Origin of the sequence: Salipiger mucosus DSM 16094, from assembly GCF_000442255.1 — a bacterium.
Classification (GTDB): domain Bacteria; phylum Pseudomonadota; class Alphaproteobacteria; order Rhodobacterales; family Rhodobacteraceae; genus Salipiger; species Salipiger mucosus.
The window spans coordinates 275,121-293,474 of sequence record NZ_KE557274.1; the positions used below are offsets into that span (position 1 = coordinate 275,121).

Here is an 18,354-nt window from a genome sequence, read left to right on the forward strand (position 1 = left end):
AATGTTCGTCCTTATTGGCTTGAGAAAAAATAGCTGGTGGTCGACGCGTTGCCGAAGTTGCCGCAGGGGCGGTAGCGATGCGCCCGGGACAGATGCTGGATGACGGGCATCACGTTGCCGCGGGCCATCTCCACCCAGACCAGGGGGCGCTGGGCAGAAATCTCGGCGGCCAGCGATTCAAGGATCTCCACCTCGTGGCCGGGCTGATTGATCGTGATGAGATCGACGGACTGGGTGTAGAGAAGACCGGGTAGGTCCTCCCAGCAGGCACCAATCCCGCCCGTGTCGAGCCGACCGTCAGACCTGTTTATCCGGGCTGTATCCGTGACGATTCCCGCGGCTTCGGCATCTGGCTCGACCAGCATGAGCCGGTCCAGGGTCATGTGGTAGTCGAAGTAGAGAAGGTTGTTCCCCCGGTCCGCACCGACCTGGAGCACACGGAGAGGACGATCCTTCCCGAAGCGGTCTTTCAGGGCATCCAGCGCTGGGCGCGCGAAGAACTCGCACTCCGTGTGCACGGCCTGGATCGGATCATCCGGGTTGGAAATCGGCGCATGCAGCGGTTCGCCTTCGTCCGAGCCATGGGGCAGGGATGCAACAGCGGCGGCATTGCGGATCTGCTCGTACCACTGACGGTGCACTGTCTCGACCCAGTCACGGCCGGTGGCAGAACGGGGTCCGGAGCTGTGCTGACCGATCCGATTGATGAAGAAGATCGCCGGGCGCTTTGCACAGCGGAAGGTCTCCCACATCTGATAGTAGAGCTTGAAGTCCTCGCCGGCATTCAGGTCGACGTCGAAACCGAACCGCGCCACGCACTCGGTTTTCATGAAGGCGCCGATCTGGATGGAGAAGTAGGGCTTCACCCCCAGGAACTCCTCGCGCGAGTTCAGCGACACCACCTGGCCTTCTCGGAGGACCGGCTCACCCTGCTGATCGTAGTTGCAGATGAGACCCCAGACCGCGTCCAGATCCGGCTCCGATTTCATGATGTCGCCAAAGGCTTCAAAGGCATTGGGCGCCAGGACATCGTCGGCATCGAGGAAGAACACCCATTCGACACCGGCCCGGGAGGCCTCCTGGATGGCCGAGTTGCGGCGGGCTGAACGCCCGTAGGTCCCGGCGGTGTCATCCATTCCGAACGGGATGATCTCATCGAAGGGCCCCGTGGAGTAGGCTGCTGCGGCCCGGATTGAGGCCAGGCATTGCGTCTGGTACAGCTCCGCATGACCGGGGCCGATGGGCGTGATGACCGCACACTTCATTCAGGGGTTCCTCTGTTCTTTGAGGAACCCTACCATGACGGTGTTAAGCGCGGATTATCGGGCGACGAACGCTCATGAGCACTCACTTCCATAAAGAATATGCCTGAGGCATACACGTCCAGTATTTTTTGCACCCAAAATCGAAAGTGGGTGCAAAAAATATAACTGTTTAGATGTTAAACTATTCTTTTGGCGCGCTGGAGAAGAGCTTGCGGTCGGGCAAAATATTGACCTCTGCATGGATGTGTACAACTTGCGAAGCAGTCAAATGGTGAGCCGTGAAATGCTGAAGGTCGATCTCGACACCCTGTTCCACCGGAGTTCGACACGCGTCGACCAGGATTCAACTGTCGTCAGGGATCACCTGGCCGACGGAAAGATCGTGCGATGGAGAGAACTTCTCGATCTCGGCGTCAGCGCCAATTCCCTTTCGGCAATGATCCGTCGTGGTGACCTGGACCGGATGGAGTGGGGAACTTATCAACTCACTCCGGATCTGCGGCCCGATCCCGAGGAGACACCTGACGTTGAAGACGACAACATGTACCTCGAGCAATTCCAGGAAGTCATTCCGAAGGCTCCGAATGCCGTGATCTGCATGATGAGCGCAGTGGCCTACCACGGCCTGTCGCTGGATGTTCCCCACCAGGTCTGGATCGGGATTCAGCACGGCCGCCGCCCGCCGCGGCTCGACTACCCACCTGTGAAAGCGGTCAAATGGCGAAAGGCGGAGGCATTGAGCCTGGGCGTGGAGACCAAGTCATTCCAGGGGACGGATATCCGCATCACCAATCTCGAGCGCACGGTCACCGACATCTTTCGGTACTCATCAAACCTCCACGATCCCACGCTCCCCCGGAAAGTCCTGAAAACCGCGATGGAAAAACCGGAGTTCGACCGGGAGAAACTTGCGGACTACGCCCGTACCTTCTCGGTCAAGGATCGCATCTGGCAGGATGTGGAGATGCTCGACCTCATGGGGGGAGCGCCTCAGAGCCATCACGCTTCTTCATTTCCTGCCGGGTACCAAAGCAACGGACCCGGAATCGCATGAAAAACATCGGCGCCTCGATCAAGGACAAGCTCAAACAGCAGGCCCGCCAACAACGGGTCACCATGGATTTCATGATGATCCGGTACGCCAACGAGCGCCTTCTCGGTCGCTTGGCCGCATCGCGCTGGGCCGATGACTACTGCCTGAAGGGCGGCATGCTTCTGCCGGCCTGGAATGACGGTGACATGTTCCGACCCACAGCCGACATCGACATCAATGGCCTGAACGATGGTGATCTTGCCGGTTTCAAGGAAATGGTCCTGGCCCTGAGCCAGATGACGCCGGATGACCTCGGATACGACGACGGGATCGACTTCCTGACGGAAACGGTGGCCGACACCTACCAGAGAGAAGGGGGCGCAGACGGCGGGAAGATCGAAATGAAGGCCAAGCTTCACACGTCACCGATCCCGGTGCGGATCGATGTAAGCTTCGGGAATCCGGTGACCCCGTCCGTCGATCATGGCGACTATCCGTGCCTGTTCCGAGCCGACAAGAAGACGCCGCTGCCGATGCCGAAGATCCACATGTATCCGCCGGAGACCGCGGTGTCGGAAAAGCTACATGCCCTGGCCAGTTTCGGATCCTTCAACACGCGCATCAGGGACTACTACGACCTGCACATCCTGTTCGAGAAGTTCGACTTTTCTGATGACATGCTCGCGGAAGCTTTCCAGAAGACCTTTGCCAAGCAGGAGCGCGACCTGCCGGATGACCTACCGGCGCTGTCCGAGGAATACGCCGAGGAGAACCGCGGCAAATGGGCCAAGTTCAACGAGAGCACCAACCTCAGGGACGCGGTTCCTGATTTCCACGATGTCGTGACGACCATCAGGGACCGATTGACCACGCCGCTCGATCTCGCGCGAGAGGGCTCGGCCGGTTATTCGCCGGCCTGACCCTGGATGTCTTCCATGATGCTGTCGCGCAGGTTGTCGAGATAGGCGGGCTCCAGTTCGCCGGGCGAACGGGACGTTCCCGCAACCTCGATGCTTTCCTGGATCCGATCATACTGGATCCACAGGAAGTACCCGCCGAACGATGACAGGACGGCCCAAAGGGCCAGGATCATCATGGCAAGCGACATGGACCTGGGCGTCTTGTGAACGTGCCGGATAACCTCCGGGGCGGGCTCCTCGGCCGGCTGGGGCATGGGTGCTGGTGTTTCCGGCCGGGGCGCCGACTGGATCGGGGTCACCCGGACACGCCCGTCCCGGAGGTGGACCGTTGCGTATTCGGCACCCTGGAAATGGTCGTGGAGGGGGCTTGCGACCAGGTACTCGGGGATGGTGAGCTCACCTGCATAGGAGGGAACGTCACGGATTTCGATCCCGCCGCCCTCGGTGACCGACACCGCCTCGGCCCGGTATCTTTCCCCGGTATCGCCATCGACATCCACGATCATCTCCTGACCGGTCCGACGGATCGGAGACAGCAACGTACGCGCCGGCGGCTCTGCGGCTTGCCGCGGTTCGGGGGTCTTTTCCGGGACCTGTTCAATGATGGGATCGGCTTCCGTTTCCGGCTCCGGTGCGGGTTCGGGCGCCGGAGCCGGATCCGGGACCGGTTCCCGACGCAAGTGCCGGATACCGTTGCTCTCATCGAACCGCTCGGCAGGGACCGCCTCCGGAACAGGGTCCGGGACGAAGGTATCCCGTGCCGCCGGAGCTTCCGGGATTACCTCTTGATGGACCTCTTGATGAACCTCTTGATGATGAACCTTCTGAGGAACCTCCTCGATCACGGACGTTGTCGGAACTGGATCAGGTTCCCGCGCGATGCCTTCCGGCCCCTCGAAGGTGTCTTCGAATGAGCTCTCATCGACAGGGTGCTCAGTCCCCGAGGGATATTCGGGCGACATGACATCGTCGAAATCGGTGTCCGCGTCTTCGGGATCGTCTTCCGGTCGGTCTGCCGGGATGACATCCCCGTGCATTGCCGCCCCGGGGTCGAGGCCCTCGTCCAGCGCGTACTGGTAATTCATGGTGTAGCTTTCGGCATCGTGGCAAAGATCACCGTGATGGATCTCTTCCTCGACCTTCTTCACGATGGCCTGTTCCTGGCTGAACCTCAGCCGCCGGGATCCGTATCCCTGGATGGCGGGAACGACCAGGAGCTCCTCCCGGGCGATGCCGTCGGCTTCCCCGATGTCCGCCAGCCGGTCCGGGATCTCTTCCTTTCGGAGTGGATGAATGGTGAGTTCAGCGTTCCGTCCAGTCTCCCGGGTGTCGACTGCGATGACAGTGACCATGTTGTCCGGCCAGTCCTCGGAGATGGCGCGCAGCTCTTCGGTGTCCTGGATGAAAAGAAAGTAGTCGTATGCTTCGTTCATGAAATTGCTCATTCGATGGCTCCAAACGCGTCGCGCTGGAAAATTCCTGAAATCTCTTCGACGGCGCCCTGGACCGATGCGGCGTTTACCGGGACAACCGAGTGGATCGGACCACATTCATCGTAATAGCGATCCGGGATTTCGTTCTCCGTCTCCCACATGCACAGGCAGGCATCGGCGCCGCCATGCGACATGAAGAATTCCGACAGAAGAGATTGCTTCGGCGGCAGCAGGAATGTTTCCGGCGCGGCTTCGGGGATTTCGGGCAACGTGATCGACACGCCGTGTGCGATTTCCTGACACAGAAGGCCTTCGAGCTCGAAAGACGGATCCCCGAACAGACGGTATAGCACCGGGCCCAGATCATTCCCCGTGGGGACATCGAGCGAAAGGATATTCCCGTTCCGAACGGCCCCGTAGCGCGCCATTTCGTCGGAAAAGATGGACGTGATCCGGTCGATCAGGTTCTGCACCAGCGTCCGGCGGAAGGGCGAGGATGAAAACGCCCGTTTCAGGCTGCAGCCCTCGGCGTCGATGCGGTCGCCACAGTGCTCAGCGATGGCGTTGATGCGCTCGACATCATCCTCTTCGAGGCGAACGAGTTCTTCCGGAAAGTAGGAGACATCGGTCTCGGGCAGTCGATACAGGGGCGTGCTCTCGTAGGCCCGCTCAAGGACACCCTTCACGGCGGCTTCCACCATGTCGTTGAGGAAGGCGCAGAGTTGCTCCGGCGCACGCAGGCGGATCTCGATGCAGGGCTTGCCGCCGGACGTGCGAATGGCCGGCGGGGAAGGGAGGGATTTCAGTCTCCGCGTGACTTTGGCCGGCACATCGGCATAGATCTGCGGCAGAACACTGTCCATCTCGTCCAGTTGGCCGATCACACAGAAGATGCCGGCCGCCATGCTTTCCCAGTCGGCATGATCACCAACCTCGGCCGCGTTTCGCGCACTCCTGGCCGATGTTGCCGAGAGCACGACACCTGACATGATCTTGGTGCGCAGGAGCGCCAGTGTTCCCGGTGTGATATCTTGAGTCCTGTTGTCGGAGAAACCGATGGACACGGGGCTCAGTCCGGAAGCCTCGACGCCTTGCAGAACTTCCTCGATCATGGCTGCGCCATGGGATTCCTCACCCTGAAGAACATCGGTGTCTTCGGGATGGCAGCCGAAAAGGGCCTCCCAAAGAGCAAAGGGTCCCGCACGGCGGATGTATTCTTCCATTGCGACAGTCATTGAGCAGCTATTCTTGTCTATCTGGGGTACGGCCTACACATTACCTGGATGCATGTCAACAAGTTAAGATAAGGATACATCGGCCGTTGTGATTGACTTCCTGGCGCGTTTATCTTACAAATATAGCAGAACAAAAGGCCATGGCCGGCCTCTGAGGATTGAATGAGCGAGAACACCCGAGAACTGTCGAACATCCTGTCGGACGCCGAGCGTATTGCGCGGGACAACAGCCACTCCAGCACCACCGCAGAGCACCTTCTCCTGTCCATCATGGAAGATGACAGCGTCAAGGATGCCATCGCGGCCTGCGATGCACCCGTTGATCGGATCCGCGAACTGGTGCAAAGCTTCGTCGTGAGCGGTATGGACAAACTGAAGTCGGATCCGGCCCAGACGCCTGAGGCGGACGATAGCGTGAACAAGATCATGCGCCGGGCACGGATCCTGGCCCAGACGGATAGTGGCAGCGCGCAACTCAACAATCTTCGGGTCCTGACGGCCCTAATCGCCGAGAATGGCCAGTGGTCGTCGGCCCTTCTCGCTCAGCACGGCGTGACCCGGTTTGATGTGGTCAACTGGGCGAAACATGGCGTGACCAAGAGCGAAGCCATTTCGGCCAAGGCCGACGGCGGGCCTGGCCGAGAGGCAAGTACGGTCGGCCATAGGAATGGATCCCGGAAAAAGGCAGGGCGAGCGCTCGAAGACTTCCTGCTGAGCTACACACGAAACCTGACCGAACTGGCGCTCGAGGGGCAGATTGCGCCCGTCATCGGACGCGCGTCGGAGATCGAACGGACTGTGCGGATCCTCAGTCGCAAGGAAAAATCGAACCCGGTCTTCGTCGGGGATCCCGGTGTCGGCAAGACCAAGCTCGCCGAGGGGCTCGCCCTGCAGATCGCCGAAGGTCGTGCACCGGACGTACTCAAGAACCGGCAGCTGATCGAAGTGGATATGGCGGCGTTGATGTCAGGCTGCAAGTTCCGCGGTGATTTCGAGGAGCGCGTGAAGAAGCTCATCGGGATCGCGGAATCCGATCCGACCATCATCCTGTTCATCGACGAGATCCACAGCATCCTCGAGATCGGGGACAGCGGTGGTGATACCATGGGCGCCGGCGACATCATGAAGCCCGCCCTCTCGCGCGGAAACATCTCCGTCATCGGCGCAACGACATTCAAGGAGTACCGCTCGGTCTTCGAAAAGGACCCGGCACTGTCGCGTCGTTTCCAGAAGGTGATGGTCGAGGAGCCCGACCGGGACACCGCCATCGAAATCGTCGAGAAGGCAGCCGATGGCCTGTCAGACCACCACGGCGTCTCGTTTTCAGAAGACATCATCGAACACGCGGTCGACCTGTCGATCCGCTACATCCGGGATCGCAAGCTTCCGGACAAGGCGCTCGACCTGCTCGACGAGACCGCAGCCGGCTACAGTTCCGCCGAGGGCAAACGCGTGTCCCCGGATGTCGTCTCGCGCGAAGCGCTGGAAAAATCAGCCGAACTCATGACAGGTGTTCCGGTGGTCACCGGTGGTGCCACAGAGATCGACATCCTGCGGGATCTCGATGCCACCCTGGCCTCGAGGATCTTCGGTCAGCGTGATGCGGTGTCAACCGTGAGCCGTGCCATCAAGGTGGCGCGCGCAGGTCTGCGCGAAAGCGAGCGCCCCATCGGCAGCTTCCTGTTCGTCGGCCCCACCGGTGTCGGCAAGACCGAGCTGACGCGCAGCCTGTCCGAAGCCATGGGGCTCGAGCTGATCCGGTTCGACATGTCGGAGTACATGGAGAAGCACTCCGTGGCTCGCCTGATCGGGGCCCCTCCGGGGTACGTGGGTCACACCACCGGCGGGCAACTGACCGAAGCTGTCCAGAAGAACCCCTATAGCGTCGTGCTTCTGGACGAGATCGAGAAAGCTCACCCCGACATCGCGGACACGCTCCTGCAGGTGATGGATCACGGCACGCTCACCGATGCACAGGGACGCAAGATCGATTTCAGGAACACGATCATCATCCTGACGTCGAACGCAGGCGCCTCCGCAATGGCCAAGCCCGGGATCGGCTTCGGGAGCAGCACGCCCAGCGCACCCGAAGACAATCCCGAAATCGAGAATGTCTTCCGTCCCGAGTTCCGAAACCGTCTGGATGCCATCGTCTCTTTCCATCAGCTGCCGCGGGAAGCCGTCAGCCAGATCGTCGACGCCATGATCGCCGATCTGGAGGAGCGCCTGGCGGATAAGCAGGTGACCCTGGACATCACGCCCGAAGCACGAGACTGGCTGGCCAAGAAGGGGCACAGCTCCACCATGGGCGCCCGTCCGATGGGCCGGCTGATTTACCAGCAGATCAGCACCCCGCTGTCCGAAGAGGTCCTCTTCGGCGCTCTGGCGGGCGGTGGCATGGCATCCGTATCCGTGGACACGGACAGCGATGAACTCAAGATCGCGGCGGTGGCGGACTGATGCGACGGGAACTTCGCCGGATCGGGTTCAAGGCGAGAGGCTGGATCGGGGCCAAGGTCGTCGACCTTGGTCTGCTGATCGCCGGCCCAAGGTGGCGAAAACGTTTCTATGCGCATGCGGCCCGCATTCACGAGAAACAGAGACGCCGGCTGGCTGATATGGTGCGTGGCCAGTGATTGTCGGTAGCTACTGCCATCGAAGGCTGAGAGCGGATCCGAGACATAGGGTCAAGGAGCATCGCAAGGGTGAACGAGAAGCCTGCGACCAATCCGGCACCTCGAACGGCTAGAGCCCAAGAGTCTGGTCCCATCGGCCTCCTTTCTTTCGTCGGTTCCCCAATCTGATTTTTCAGAAACCGGGGAATTTCCATGACCAAGAACCAGAACCTCAAGCGCAATTTCGCACACTTTCTCGCAGGCCTGGCCGAAATCGGGGATCGAGTTGGACCGGGCTCGAGCTATCATGCCGGCCGCGTTATTCGTGACGCGGCCAACTCAGTCTCGGATCCAGAAGATCTCGAGCTGCTACTCAAGGTTCGTGGAACAGCGGACTCCGGGGTCGAGGGGTCGAACCTGGATTTCGTGGCGGTGATCGACAGAGTGGAGCAGCCCGATCCTAGGCAGATCATGTCAGACGACACGCCCGGATCCGAGACTGTTCAACTTTGGAATATCGCTTCGGTTGTGACAGGGCTCAAGTTGGCCTCCGAAGCAAGTTGCTGGGAGGGGAACGGGATCCGGGAATACTCGGAAATGTTGGATGACTTTGTCTTGAGCCTTTCCCGGAACGCCGATGGTGATCTGGGCGTCGATCCGCGGATATCCAATGATATTGTTCATGAGATGGTCACAGTCGGCCATCTGAGAGAGACCGAAGAAAATCGATACTGCCTCACGGAGCACGGACTACACGGTTACCTGGACCAACTTCACCTTCGCGTTCTGGCCGGCGTCTATCCCTTGAACGAGCTCATGAAACGCGTCGAGTTCCTCGAAGGTGTCGAAGACGCGAGTATCCCGGTTGGGAACAGTCAGGACTGGTCCTTCGACAACCTTCCGCACTTCGTTGAAACCGAACCCAGCATTGAAGAACTCCGTGAGAGAATTTGGAATCTTGAGCCGGAAACGATCCTTCAAAGGGCCTTCCCCGAAACAATGTTCGAGCGCGAGTTTGAAGGGATACTACACTACTGCCCAGATGCTAGGCGGGACATGGAGATGTCATTCTGAACCAGCTGACGGTTGAGGTTCCTGCCACACCAGGAATTAACGCGCCCTGAAGTCTGAAGCCGCACCTGGATCCTGACATTTCCGACGGACGGCTTCATGACACTCATCATCGGCATCATTCTCGTAATTGGGCTCGTTTTCGGTGGCTTCGTGCTATCCGGGGGCAAGTTCGACATCATCCTGCACGCACTTCCCTTCGAGGGCATGATGATCGGTGGCGCCGCCATCGGCTCCTTCGTGATCGCGAACAGCATCCCGCTCATCAAGCAAAGCGCGGCAGGCGTTCTTAAGGTTGCCAAGGGCGCGAAGTGGAAGTCACAGGATTACTCCGATCTTCTGCTGATGATGTTCGAGCTCACACGCCTCTACAAGCAGCGGGGCCCCCAGGGGATCGATCCACACATCGAGAAGCCCGAGGAAAGCGAGATCTTCGGTCGCTACCCGAAGATCCAGAAAGACCACCATGCGATGGACCTGATCACGGATACCTTCCGCTCGATCACGCTGGGTCTCGTTGAGCCCATGCAGGTCGAAGACCACATCGAGAAGCAGCTGAAGAAGCACCACCACGAAGCCCTGGCACCAGCCGGATCCATCCAGCAGATGGCGGACGGCCTGCCGGCCATCGGCATCGTTGCCGCCGTTCTGGGCGTGATCAAGACAATGTCCTCCATCGACAAGCCGCCGGAGGTCCTTGGGGGCATGATCGGCGGCGCCCTCGTCGGGACGTTTCTCGGCGTCTATCTCGCCTACGGCTTCGTCGCGCCGCTTGCCGGCCGCCTGACGCAGATCGAGGAAGAAGACAGCGCATTCCTCAAGGTGATCCGGGACGTCATCGTCGCCACCGCGCATGGCCACCCGCCGGTGATCGCCATCGAACTCGGCCGCGGCGCGGTTCCCAGCAAGATGCAACCGACCTTCTCCGAAGTCGAGCAGTCGCAGCAAGAGGCGCCGAAACTCGCCTGACGAGGATTTCATCGCGCCAACCTATTTGACGGGGAAGACCCAGGAGGACTGAAAATGGCAGGGCAGACACTTGTGGCGGCCATCATGGCGCTCATACCGACCTTCGAGCAGACACTCGACACGGACATTATCGTGAACGACACCGGGTACACCGGCCTCGAAGCCAAGGAGTGGAAGCGGGAGCAGGCATGCGATGCGCTGGGCATGCAGACCTGCGACATCCCGATTGCCTACTTCAGCTATGTCACGCACCCGGACGGCTACAGCCGGGTCATGGATTTCACGATGCCCGACGGCAGGACCGGAAGCATATGTTTCCTGAACATGCCCGTGGGCTCCAATGAAACCCATGCGACCCTCTCCTACGTCGCCTCCCGTTTGCCGAACCTGGATTTCACCTTCGAGAACCAGCGCGCCGTCTACGATCCCTCCAGTGAAGACGTTCGGGCCTTCAACCTCCTGATGCAGATTTCGAACTGTGCTGGAACCGCCTGGATCTCGGATTCGAACTCCGCGAACCTGGATCGCGATATCGCTTTCTCTGCCATGATGCTCGGTCTTGGCGGCGGAGACCCGAGCTTTCTGGCGGAGGCCGGCGACACCGCCGTGCGGTATATTGTCGACGGAATGCACTCCAATGTCGGGATGGATGCGGTCGGGCACGCCCAGCGTGTACTGACGGAGCACTGGAAGTACGAAGTCGCGGCCGCTCTGGAGGCTGAATGCGGACAGAGCGTCATTGGCGGGATGGGACCGCCGGTCACGGTGGTGGAAGAAAGCGGCCCGCTTTTCACCGCCCCAAAGCCGGCAGGGACCATGGCCGCTCGACTGGATGCGCATGGAGGCGGATCATCGGCACTTCCGCCGGCCCTGGGGGATGCCCTTTCGGACGTTCCGGGAAATGTCGGGCAGGTTCCACCTTTGAGCGATGCCACGATGGATGCCCTTTTCGGGATCCATGAATGCATGGAGAGCTCGAGTGCCACGGGGACCGCGCAGATCCAGAGCATTGCGGTCACCCAGGAGCTCCTAGAGTACATCATCCCGTCCTTCCCGAAAATCTACGTGATGGGCCTGCAGGGAGATCCCCTGGCAGACGGGGTCCTGCCAGGAGACCGTCGACTGTCCCTGGACGACGCGCCGGGTCACAGGGGTCTCTACCCGTTTTACGAGGACATGCTGGACTACACGGCGTTCGAAGTGTTCGACGGAGACGGCGCGGCTGCCCTACGGTATGCTTGGGACAGAGCGAACCGCATGGCGGGAACCGCGCGGTGACGCCTACTGAACGCCGCGCCGATGACGTTTCCTTAATTCGGCGTGGCTAACTCTCTCCAAGAATAAACGAGAGGGCAGGCATTCCATGAGTGAGGCAGCTAAGAAAAAGGTTCTGGTCGTCGATGACTACCATACGATGATCCGGATCATAAAAAAACTGCTCGTCGAGATCGGTTTCGACGATATCGATGTCGCCTCGGACGGAGAAGAGGCACTCCAAATGATCGGATCCGAAGACTATGATCTCGTCATCAGCGATTGGAACATGGACAAGATGACCGGTCTGGAGCTTCTCGAGGCTGTTCGCGAAGATCCGAAGACGAAATCGCTCCCCTTCATCATGGTTACCGCTGAATCCAAGCCGGCGAACGTTCTCGCAGCGAAGAATGCCGGCGTATCCAATTACCTGGTGAAACCCTTCACTCCGGCGACGATCAGGGAGAAGATCGAAAGCGTCCTCGGCCCCCTGGACTGAAGACCAGCCAGCGCGAAAGGGGGCCTTCTTGGCGGAAGAAACAGACTTCAAGACAACGGAAAAACGGATCCGTGAAACGCGTGAGGGAGAAGCCTTCCTTGCCGCGTTCGAGGCACGGATCCGAACCGAAATGCTGCGCGGGGTCGAGAACTATCTCGCCAAGGAGCGCGAAATGCCGCCTTCGTCTGAAGTATCTGATCCTCCCGAAGGATCGGAGCTCGATCTGGCCGCGGTCGTCAGACACATCTTCGAGAAGATCAACGATACCCGGAGAGAACTCGAAGCGCTCACGAACATGGCACGTGAGCGGGATTCCACGTCATTCAACGGCGTCGGAGACGAGCTCGAGGCGATCACTCACGATACCGAGCAGGCGACGACGAACATCATGAACCGTGTCGATGACATCGAGGATGTCGTCCGTGCCATCCGGACGAACGGCATCCATCAGGATGATCTCGACCGGATCCTGAAAAGTTGCAGCGATATCACGTTGGCCTGCAGCTTCCAGGACATCACGGGACAACGGGTTCAGAAGGTCGTCGAGGTCATCGAAAGCATCGACGGTCAGCTCTCCAAGATCGAAACCCAGCTTGGTGGCGAGGGCGGATATTCACCAAAAGCGCAAAAAGCCTACCGGAAAACACAACGTGAGAAGGGCCTTCTGAATGGTCCCGCACTGCCCGAAGAGCCCGTCGGACAGGATGAAATCGACGAGCTCTTCAGGACAGCAGAAGAAGCTCCCTTCAACCCGTCTGCGGAAGAAGAGTCCTGAAGAGGTGAAGGCGTCCCGAGGACTCTTTTCCGCGTATCGACGCAGCCTGGAAGCGAAAGGTCACCCGTGTTCTGGACCTTGAAGCTTCCGTCTGGACGCAGGGTTGTCTGCCTGCGAAGGTCAACCTTCGAAGGAGCGAAATCAATCGTGCGAAATCGCGGTCCTGAGGGCCGATCAGACGCCGGCCGGCACCTTCCTGACGTCCATGGCCGCAGAGATGACCTCCAGGATGTCCTCCGGACTATTGTCCTCGCTGTCGCAGAAGACAGGCATCTGCTCCACGCCCGGCATGTAGTAGGCCTCGAAATCCAGTGTCCGCCCGGTGCGCACTCCTTCGACCCATTCGTCGAGCGTGACCTGAATCAGGAACTGTTCGTCTTCTTCGACGGCTTCGACCTGCAGGCGCCGGTGTTCGCCACCGCCTTCGAAAGGGATATCCCACCTCAGGTCGGGGTCCGAATTTTCAGGAAATTCCTCTCCCAGTCCCATGGCCGCACGAAACGCCTCGATCCGCATCTTGCCGATTTCCATTTCTCACCTCAATATATTGCGTCGAAGATAACTTAATACACAAAATATAGTAAGTCAAATGTTTACCGGCACTGAATATGGGGCAGGCACTTTGTGAACTGCAGCCTGAGGATCTCGATGGAACGACGCAATTTCATAAAGTCAGCCGCCTGTTTCAGTATTTTGGGCGCTACCGCCGGGCGGGCCCAAGAACGCGTGGTCATCCAGCCCAACACCGAGCTGGCGCTGCGCAGTGACCTTTATGCGCGCCTGGCGAGGAATGGTCCCTTCACACCGGCCCGTGTCCCGGTTCGGGTCACCGAGGAGAAAACCGGCCGTTCGACGCTCGTATACGTCTCGCCAGACGTGACGTCGGCCAAGCTTGTTGTCTTCAGCCATGGGGTCGTCGCGAAACCCCGGGTCTATGCGCCACTCCTCGAGTTCCTCACGACCCACGGGTTCTGCGTTGTTGCGCCGCTCCATGTTGATGGACAGGTCCAGGATCTCCGTACGCGCGAGACCGATGAAGGATGGCGTTTTCCAGAGTTGATGGAGGATATGCGGATCTGGGAGCGGCGCATGCAAGACTGCCTCGATGCGCGGGATTCACATGACCGGATCGGGAAAACCATAAATATCGAGATCGATGCCTCCTACCCGATTTTCATGGGGCACTCCTTCGGCGCCATGACCGGCCTCTTGCTGTCGGGAGCACGGGTTGGAACGCTTGGCGGCCTTGCCGCCGGCCAGGATACCGATTGGGCCGGTCGCATTCTGCTCAGTCCGCCGGGGAATGGCGTCTTTGGCCTCACGCAGAAGTCCTGGGCCAGCCTGTCATCGCCAACGCTGACCATCACCAATGCCCAGGACCAGGGCATCATCCATCAGCCGCCGACCGCCAAGTTGGATTCCTACTTCCAGTCTCCCGAAGGCTATCGGCACCTCGGGTACCTGGAAGGCGGCGGACCGTCGATATACAGTGGCCAACGGGCTCGCCCCAAGACAAAGGAGTACTTCCTCTTTTTCGACCTCAGAGGCGCGGTGGGCGCCTTCGTGGCGGCCTATGGGACCAGGGATACGGAAGCGTTCCAAGGCCTCTATGACGGATCCATTGAGGATCGGTCATACCGCCTGATCGCGATCAGGAGCCGCTAGATGTTCGCGTACCAGAACAGTTGTTCGTTCAACTCGTCATCGGATAGATCGTCTTCCAGGACCCGCATGATCGTCAGGCTCAACATGGCATCTATGACCTCGATGGGGTCGACGAATGGCTCGACGCGCATGCTTCCGTGCAAGTCAGCCGGCACGCGACAGATGAACGGCGGCCCGTCGACCATGGCGTAAGCCATGACCATGGCATAGAAGGCGTAGTCGCCGGCCGGCAAGGTATTCGGGACCTTGAAAATGAGCGACCCGGGCATCAGGTTGAAGCTGCGGCAGTAGTGCTTCTTTTGAAGGAAGTCTGGCGCAACATCCAGGAGGTCGTCCAAAAGAGTTTGTCGATCCTCGCATGGATAGAGGAGGTTGACGTCCTCGATCCGCCCGTCCGGCAGCTTTATGAAGCTTTCGCCTTCCTTGAGAATGATCGCGCCGGAATCCCGCTCTTCCTGAGGGAGAACCCGGAACGTGGCCTCACCGTCCTTCCACGCCAGTTCTGGCCTTCCGGCCAAGGTATCGATGAGGAATTCCTTCAAGTTCGTGTCACCACGTTCTTCGGGGAACATCTGAGAGCGGCGACGACCTATTTCGACAATTTTCCTGGACATGCTTATTGAATAGATGTTAATCTTCCTGCAGTCAATCTTTAGCTGGCGGGATGAAGCAGAAAGTTGGCTGATCCAAGAACAAGCAGGTGGCGGTGCCAAATGTATCTCGCTGAAGTCGTGAACCAGATACTGGCAGAACTCGAACATCCTGATTTTGCCAAGGCGACGGCCCGAATCCCGCATGTAGCCGGCATAAACTTCGTCCTCGATCACTCCCGGGTGCTCATGCGCGACTACGATCTCTATGCGTTCGACCGCAGTGCGCTGGTGGCCGCATCGGATCTGAAGACGGAGCGACAGGAAGGCCTGGAGGCCATCGCCGAGAAGGTTCTGGAAACCCCGCGCAGATTGTTCATGGAAACCAACTGGGCGGACCGTCAGCGCGCTTTCTCCCGTGTGCCGACGATGCCCAGCGTCGATGTCCCGGTCGACTATGGCCAGCCTGTCCGTGTCGGCATCTGCCTGGATGTGCATGGCGGCGGGCGCGCGACGCTGCAGACCGCCTGGATTCATCCTCTCAACACCATGCGTGACCTTGCAGACGACGGGTTCCTGGCGGAGATCGAGTGTCCAAAAAAGTCCCGGAAGACTCTGAAAAGGCTCCTGACGTTGAACTGGTCAATTTTCAGGATCGAGATCGACGTCAATCGTCGGTCCCATCTGACGAAGAAGGAATTCATCGAAGAATGCAGAGCGGGGAATGCCGACTTCCTACCGTTTCTGGAAGCGCAGAAGGCCATTTCCGGAACGCTTGGAGAGAAGGCCATCATTGACCGGGCTTTCGCCCTGTACAGACTCAATTGCATCTGCCGCTATCGTGTCGACCCGGCGGCCGGTGACTACCTGCATGAGATGGCCGCCCTCGCCCGGAACGAAATGGAGGCGATGCTCGACACCTTCCGCAGTGACCTGGACGGAGAAATCATATTCGGAATTGCCATGGCCGCCTTGCTTGAACTCGACGATGTCGACGTTCGCCCTGCGGGAAAGACATCCGCAACGGGAGGAAAGAATTCCCGTGCTCGCAAACGCACCCGAGGGAAGCAAGGACCGGAAAGGTTGGGGGTCGTGTCCCTCGACATCGACAAAGACATCGTCTCAAGTCATTTCCGAAGTTCAAAGACCGAAGGTCAGGTATCTTTCGACGCGGGTGGCGCAGCGCGCCGCAGCCCGGTGGCCCACCCTGTCTCCGGACATCTCTTCCGGGCGCGGAACGGCAAGGTGGTGTACCGTAAACCGCATTGGCGCGGGAAGGATGTTCGCAAAAGGATTGCAAAGGTTAGGCGGAGATGAATTCATTGACAGGACGCCAGGGTGGATGTATTCGGACACTATCAATTCTTGAGGTATCCATTCATGACAAGTTCAGTTGCCCTGAGCAATGCGGAGGTCATCGACCAGGCCAAGTCCGTGTTCAACTGCAGCCAGCGCGAATTGGCGCGTATCCTGATGCATAGCAAGGATCAGGTCTACCGCTGGAAAACGAACCAGTCCCGCATGCCGGCCGACGTCCGCGCCCGGCTGGAGACTCTGATTTCCCACGTTCAGTCGGGAAGCGGGGTCAACACGATCATGCTGTCACTTAGTCATCGGTCTCCGGACGAAGGGGCGACGCAGATGCAGGAGTTCTTCGACGAGATGGCCTCGAAGCACGAGCTTTTCGAGGAAATCATGCCCTTCGGCTTCGACGTGCGCGAACTGACGGCGACCCTGAAGGAGTTCGGCTTTTTCGTCCCTGACGATGCCTTGCCGACCGACCGACAGAAAACTCACCAGGTGCGCAACATCTTTTCCGCGTTCCTGAATTCGCTCGATATCCTGCACCAGTGGATGGAGACCTTCCTCGTCGACAAGTCCGAGCGCTCGGCCCTTGACTGCGAGAGCGTTCTCGCAGCCAAGGGAAAGCTGCAGGGCCACATCATCAAGCTGGCCATCGCCAAGATGGACATCGATTCCGTGAACCTGCATTTCCTGGATCGAAGCATCTTCTCGGAGAAGAAGCGCGACACCTTGTCGGCAGTCAACTCCGACATCAAGAGCTTCCTGGAGGCCTATCGGGGAGAGGGCTATGCCTTGATGCGCAACCCCTTCCGGATCACTGAGGCCGACAACGACTCGCTGTTTTTCGAAATGGACAGCGCCGAGAACGCATCCGAGCACGACATCACCCAGTACTTCACGCTCGCACAAAGAACGATCCTCCGCGAGGTCAGGGCACTTCGGAAGATCATGGAGCCAGGCGGTCGATAACGGGCACTGTCACCTTCTTGGACAACTGAATCAGGGCGGCGATGCACATAGTGTCGTCGCCCTTTCGGTTCACGCCGATGCGGCGGCCTATGGATCTTTTTTCCCGTCTGAGATCTGTGCCATGCAATCCGGGTAGTTTTCATAGAGGATGGTGTATTCCTCGAAGACCTCTCCATCTTCCAGGAACATCACGAACTGGCTGTACAGGCCCTCGGGGACGTTCTGCGCCGCGGAGTGGAACACAACATGCCCTTGCGTCCGGAGCCTATCGGCCAGCGCCTGGATCTGGATTTCGCTCCTGTAGTCGCCGTCGATCTCCACGGCGAAGGAGCCGACATCGTCCATGAACGGCAGGAGCCGATCCTCGATGGTCTCGGAAACCAGAAGCTCGACAGCGGCGCCTTGAGTGTCCCGCCTGGGAGAATGCCCACCGAGCGCACAAACGCCGGTTTCGGGGGTCGCGACGGCCTCGAAGCGCGCCCAAAGATCGCTCGCCCTGGGAACCCTCACCAACGAGACTTCAGGGTTCTTCGTCGTGCCAATCCCGAGATCACGGCTCCTTTCGAAGTCGACCACGAGATCAGCGGCGGGAGTCCCCATGGGCAAACCGAGCGTGACGCTTCCCCCATCATCTTGCTGGGCCGATGCTGCGGCTGTAAAAGTGAGACCTGCGATCAGCGCCGGTACCGAAAACCTGAAAATATCCATCGTCTCAATCTCTCGTTTAAAGTTCACCGCAAATCTATATGGGAAGAG

The 18,354-nt window shown here is 59.3% G+C and carries 18 protein-coding genes; 12 read left to right on the forward strand and 6 right to left on the reverse strand.

Going from position 1 to position 18,354, the window contains the following annotated elements; translation table 11 throughout:
- Positions 1–11: 11 nt before the first annotated feature.
- Entirely contained in the window at positions 12–1,265 is a 1,254-nt protein-coding gene (locus SALMUC_RS07415) for a glycosyltransferase family protein (RefSeq protein WP_020038236.1), read from the reverse strand.
- 283 nt (positions 1,266–1,548) lie between these two features.
- On the opposite strand from SALMUC_RS07415, the gene SALMUC_RS30345 reads away from it, so the two are divergent.
- Both SALMUC_RS30345 and SALMUC_RS07425 read left to right on the forward strand, forming a co-directional pair.
- Complete coding sequence (locus SALMUC_RS30345) at positions 1,549–2,319, forward strand: type IV toxin-antitoxin system AbiEi family antitoxin domain-containing protein (RefSeq protein ID WP_021120010.1); 771 nt, start codon at positions 1,549–1,551, stop codon at positions 2,317–2,319.
- Positions 2,316–3,218, forward strand: coding sequence for a nucleotidyl transferase AbiEii/AbiGii toxin family protein (locus tag SALMUC_RS07425; RefSeq protein ID WP_020038238.1), 903 nt, complete (start codon positions 2,316–2,318; stop codon positions 3,216–3,218). Before SALMUC_RS30345 ends, SALMUC_RS07425 begins: the two co-directional genes overlap by 4 nt.
- Here SALMUC_RS07425 and SALMUC_RS07430 read toward each other — a convergent pair.
- Positions 3,203–4,663 carry a hypothetical protein gene (locus SALMUC_RS07430; protein WP_037371326.1) on the reverse strand — a complete coding sequence of 487 codons (1,461 nt, stop codon included), beginning with the start codon at positions 4,661–4,663 and terminating at the stop codon, positions 3,203–3,205. The genes SALMUC_RS07425 and SALMUC_RS07430 overlap by 16 nt on opposite strands.
- Positions 4,660–5,874 carry a hypothetical protein gene (locus SALMUC_RS07435; RefSeq protein ID WP_020038239.1) on the reverse strand — a complete coding sequence of 405 codons (1,215 nt, stop codon included), beginning with the start codon at positions 5,872–5,874 and terminating at the stop codon, positions 4,660–4,662. The genes SALMUC_RS07430 and SALMUC_RS07435 overlap by 4 nt, the downstream gene beginning before the upstream one ends.
- Before the next feature lie 174 nt (positions 5,875–6,048).
- Here SALMUC_RS07435 and SALMUC_RS07440 point away from each other — a divergent pair, with 174 nt between their 5' ends.
- The 7 genes from SALMUC_RS07440 to SALMUC_RS28110 all read left to right on the forward strand — a co-directional run bounded on the left by SALMUC_RS07440 (position 6,049) and on the right by SALMUC_RS28110 (position 13,069).
- Positions 6,049–8,346, forward strand: coding sequence for an AAA family ATPase (locus tag SALMUC_RS07440; protein ID WP_020038240.1), 2,298 nt, complete (start codon positions 6,049–6,051; stop codon positions 8,344–8,346).
- Positions 8,346–8,522, forward strand: coding sequence for a hypothetical protein (locus SALMUC_RS29645; RefSeq protein ID WP_156883425.1), 177 nt, complete (start codon positions 8,346–8,348; stop codon positions 8,520–8,522). The genes SALMUC_RS07440 and SALMUC_RS29645 overlap by 1 nt, the downstream gene beginning before the upstream one ends.
- 192 nt (positions 8,523–8,714) lie before the next feature.
- Positions 8,715–9,575 carry a hypothetical protein gene (locus SALMUC_RS07445; RefSeq protein WP_020038241.1) on the forward strand — a complete coding sequence of 287 codons (861 nt, stop codon included), beginning with the start codon at positions 8,715–8,717 and terminating at the stop codon, positions 9,573–9,575.
- Positions 9,576–9,671: 96 nt separating this feature from the next.
- Positions 9,672–10,541, forward strand: a complete 870-nt coding sequence (gene motA / locus SALMUC_RS07450) for a flagellar motor stator protein MotA (RefSeq protein WP_020038242.1) — start codon at positions 9,672–9,674, stop codon at positions 10,539–10,541.
- 54 nt (positions 10,542–10,595) lie between these two features.
- Positions 10,596–11,819, forward strand: coding sequence for a hypothetical protein (locus tag SALMUC_RS07455; RefSeq protein WP_020038243.1), 1,224 nt, complete (start codon positions 10,596–10,598; stop codon positions 11,817–11,819).
- Positions 11,820–11,904: 85 nt separating this feature from the next.
- Complete coding sequence (locus SALMUC_RS07460; RefSeq protein ID WP_021120012.1) at positions 11,905–12,294, forward strand: response regulator; 390 nt, start codon at positions 11,905–11,907, stop codon at positions 12,292–12,294.
- A gap of 28 nt (positions 12,295–12,322) precedes the next feature.
- The gene (locus tag SALMUC_RS28110) at positions 12,323–13,069 is read left to right on the forward strand and encodes a protein phosphatase CheZ (RefSeq protein ID WP_156883426.1); all 747 of its coding nucleotides are present in this window, start codon (positions 12,323–12,325) and stop codon (positions 13,067–13,069) included.
- 174 nt (positions 13,070–13,243) lie between these two features.
- Here the strand turns inward: SALMUC_RS28110 and SALMUC_RS07470 are convergent, their stop codons facing one another.
- Entirely contained in the window at positions 13,244–13,600 is a 357-nt protein-coding gene (locus SALMUC_RS07470) for a hypothetical protein (protein WP_020038246.1), read from the reverse strand.
- Between the two features lie 117 nt (positions 13,601–13,717).
- Between SALMUC_RS07470 and SALMUC_RS07475 the strand changes: the two genes are divergently transcribed.
- Positions 13,718–14,734, forward strand: a complete 1,017-nt coding sequence (locus SALMUC_RS07475) for an alpha/beta hydrolase (protein ID WP_020038247.1) — start codon at positions 13,718–13,720, stop codon at positions 14,732–14,734.
- Here the strand turns inward: SALMUC_RS07475 and SALMUC_RS07480 are convergent.
- Positions 14,731–15,276: a hypothetical protein gene (locus tag SALMUC_RS07480; protein WP_156883427.1), complete on the reverse strand. Its 546-nt coding sequence runs from the start codon at positions 15,274–15,276 to the stop codon at positions 14,731–14,733. The genes SALMUC_RS07475 and SALMUC_RS07480 overlap by 4 nt on opposite strands.
- A 171-nt stretch (positions 15,277–15,447) precedes the next feature.
- On the opposite strand from SALMUC_RS07480, the gene SALMUC_RS07485 reads away from it, so the two are divergent.
- Positions 15,448–16,641, forward strand: a complete 1,194-nt coding sequence (locus SALMUC_RS07485; protein WP_020038249.1) for a hypothetical protein — start codon at positions 15,448–15,450, stop codon at positions 16,639–16,641.
- Between the two features lie 63 nt (positions 16,642–16,704).
- Positions 16,705–17,598, forward strand: coding sequence for a hypothetical protein (locus SALMUC_RS07490; RefSeq protein WP_020038250.1), 894 nt, complete (start codon positions 16,705–16,707; stop codon positions 17,596–17,598).
- Between the two features lie 87 nt (positions 17,599–17,685).
- Here the strand turns inward: SALMUC_RS07490 and SALMUC_RS07495 are convergent, their stop codons facing one another.
- Positions 17,686–18,306, reverse strand: coding sequence for a hypothetical protein (locus tag SALMUC_RS07495; protein ID WP_020038251.1), 621 nt, complete (start codon positions 18,304–18,306; stop codon positions 17,686–17,688).
- Positions 18,307–18,354: the final 48 nt, after the last annotated feature.

Excerpts from the sequence above, each read along its gene's own strand:
- SALMUC_RS07415 (WP_020038236.1), bottom strand. The coding sequence starts at position 1,265 with ATGAAGTGTGCGGTCATCACGCCCATCGGCCCCGGTCATGCGGAGCTG.
- SALMUC_RS07485 (WP_020038249.1), top strand. The coding sequence starts at position 15,448 with ATGTATCTCGCTGAAGTCGTGAACCAGATACTGGCAGAACTCGAACAT.
- SALMUC_RS29645 (WP_156883425.1), top strand. The coding sequence starts at position 8,346 with ATGCGACGGGAACTTCGCCGGATCGGGTTCAAGGCGAGAGGCTGGATC.
- SALMUC_RS07425 (WP_020038238.1), top strand. The coding sequence starts at position 2,316 with ATGAAAAACATCGGCGCCTCGATCAAGGACAAGCTCAAACAGCAGGCC.
- SALMUC_RS07490 (WP_020038250.1), top strand. The coding sequence starts at position 16,705 with ATGACAAGTTCAGTTGCCCTGAGCAATGCGGAGGTCATCGACCAGGCC.
- SALMUC_RS07475 (WP_020038247.1), top strand. The coding sequence starts at position 13,718 with ATGGAACGACGCAATTTCATAAAGTCAGCCGCCTGTTTCAGTATTTTG.
- SALMUC_RS07470 (WP_020038246.1), bottom strand. The coding sequence starts at position 13,600 with ATGGAAATCGGCAAGATGCGGATCGAGGCGTTTCGTGCGGCCATGGGA.
- SALMUC_RS07430 (WP_037371326.1), bottom strand. The coding sequence starts at position 4,663 with ATGAGCAATTTCATGAACGAAGCATACGACTACTTTCTTTTCATCCAG.
- SALMUC_RS07455 (WP_020038243.1), top strand. The coding sequence starts at position 10,596 with ATGGCAGGGCAGACACTTGTGGCGGCCATCATGGCGCTCATACCGACC.
- SALMUC_RS07435 (WP_020038239.1), bottom strand. The coding sequence starts at position 5,874 with ATGGAAGAATACATCCGCCGTGCGGGACCCTTTGCTCTTTGGGAGGCC.
- SALMUC_RS07440 (WP_020038240.1), top strand. The coding sequence starts at position 6,049 with ATGAGCGAGAACACCCGAGAACTGTCGAACATCCTGTCGGACGCCGAG.
- SALMUC_RS30345 (WP_021120010.1), top strand. The coding sequence starts at position 1,549 with ATGCTGAAGGTCGATCTCGACACCCTGTTCCACCGGAGTTCGACACGC.
- motA (WP_020038242.1), top strand. The coding sequence starts at position 9,672 with ATGACACTCATCATCGGCATCATTCTCGTAATTGGGCTCGTTTTCGGT.
- SALMUC_RS07445 (WP_020038241.1), top strand. The coding sequence starts at position 8,715 with ATGACCAAGAACCAGAACCTCAAGCGCAATTTCGCACACTTTCTCGCA.
- SALMUC_RS07460 (WP_021120012.1), top strand. The coding sequence starts at position 11,905 with ATGAGTGAGGCAGCTAAGAAAAAGGTTCTGGTCGTCGATGACTACCAT.
- SALMUC_RS07495 (WP_020038251.1), bottom strand. The coding sequence starts at position 18,306 with ATGGATATTTTCAGGTTTTCGGTACCGGCGCTGATCGCAGGTCTCACT.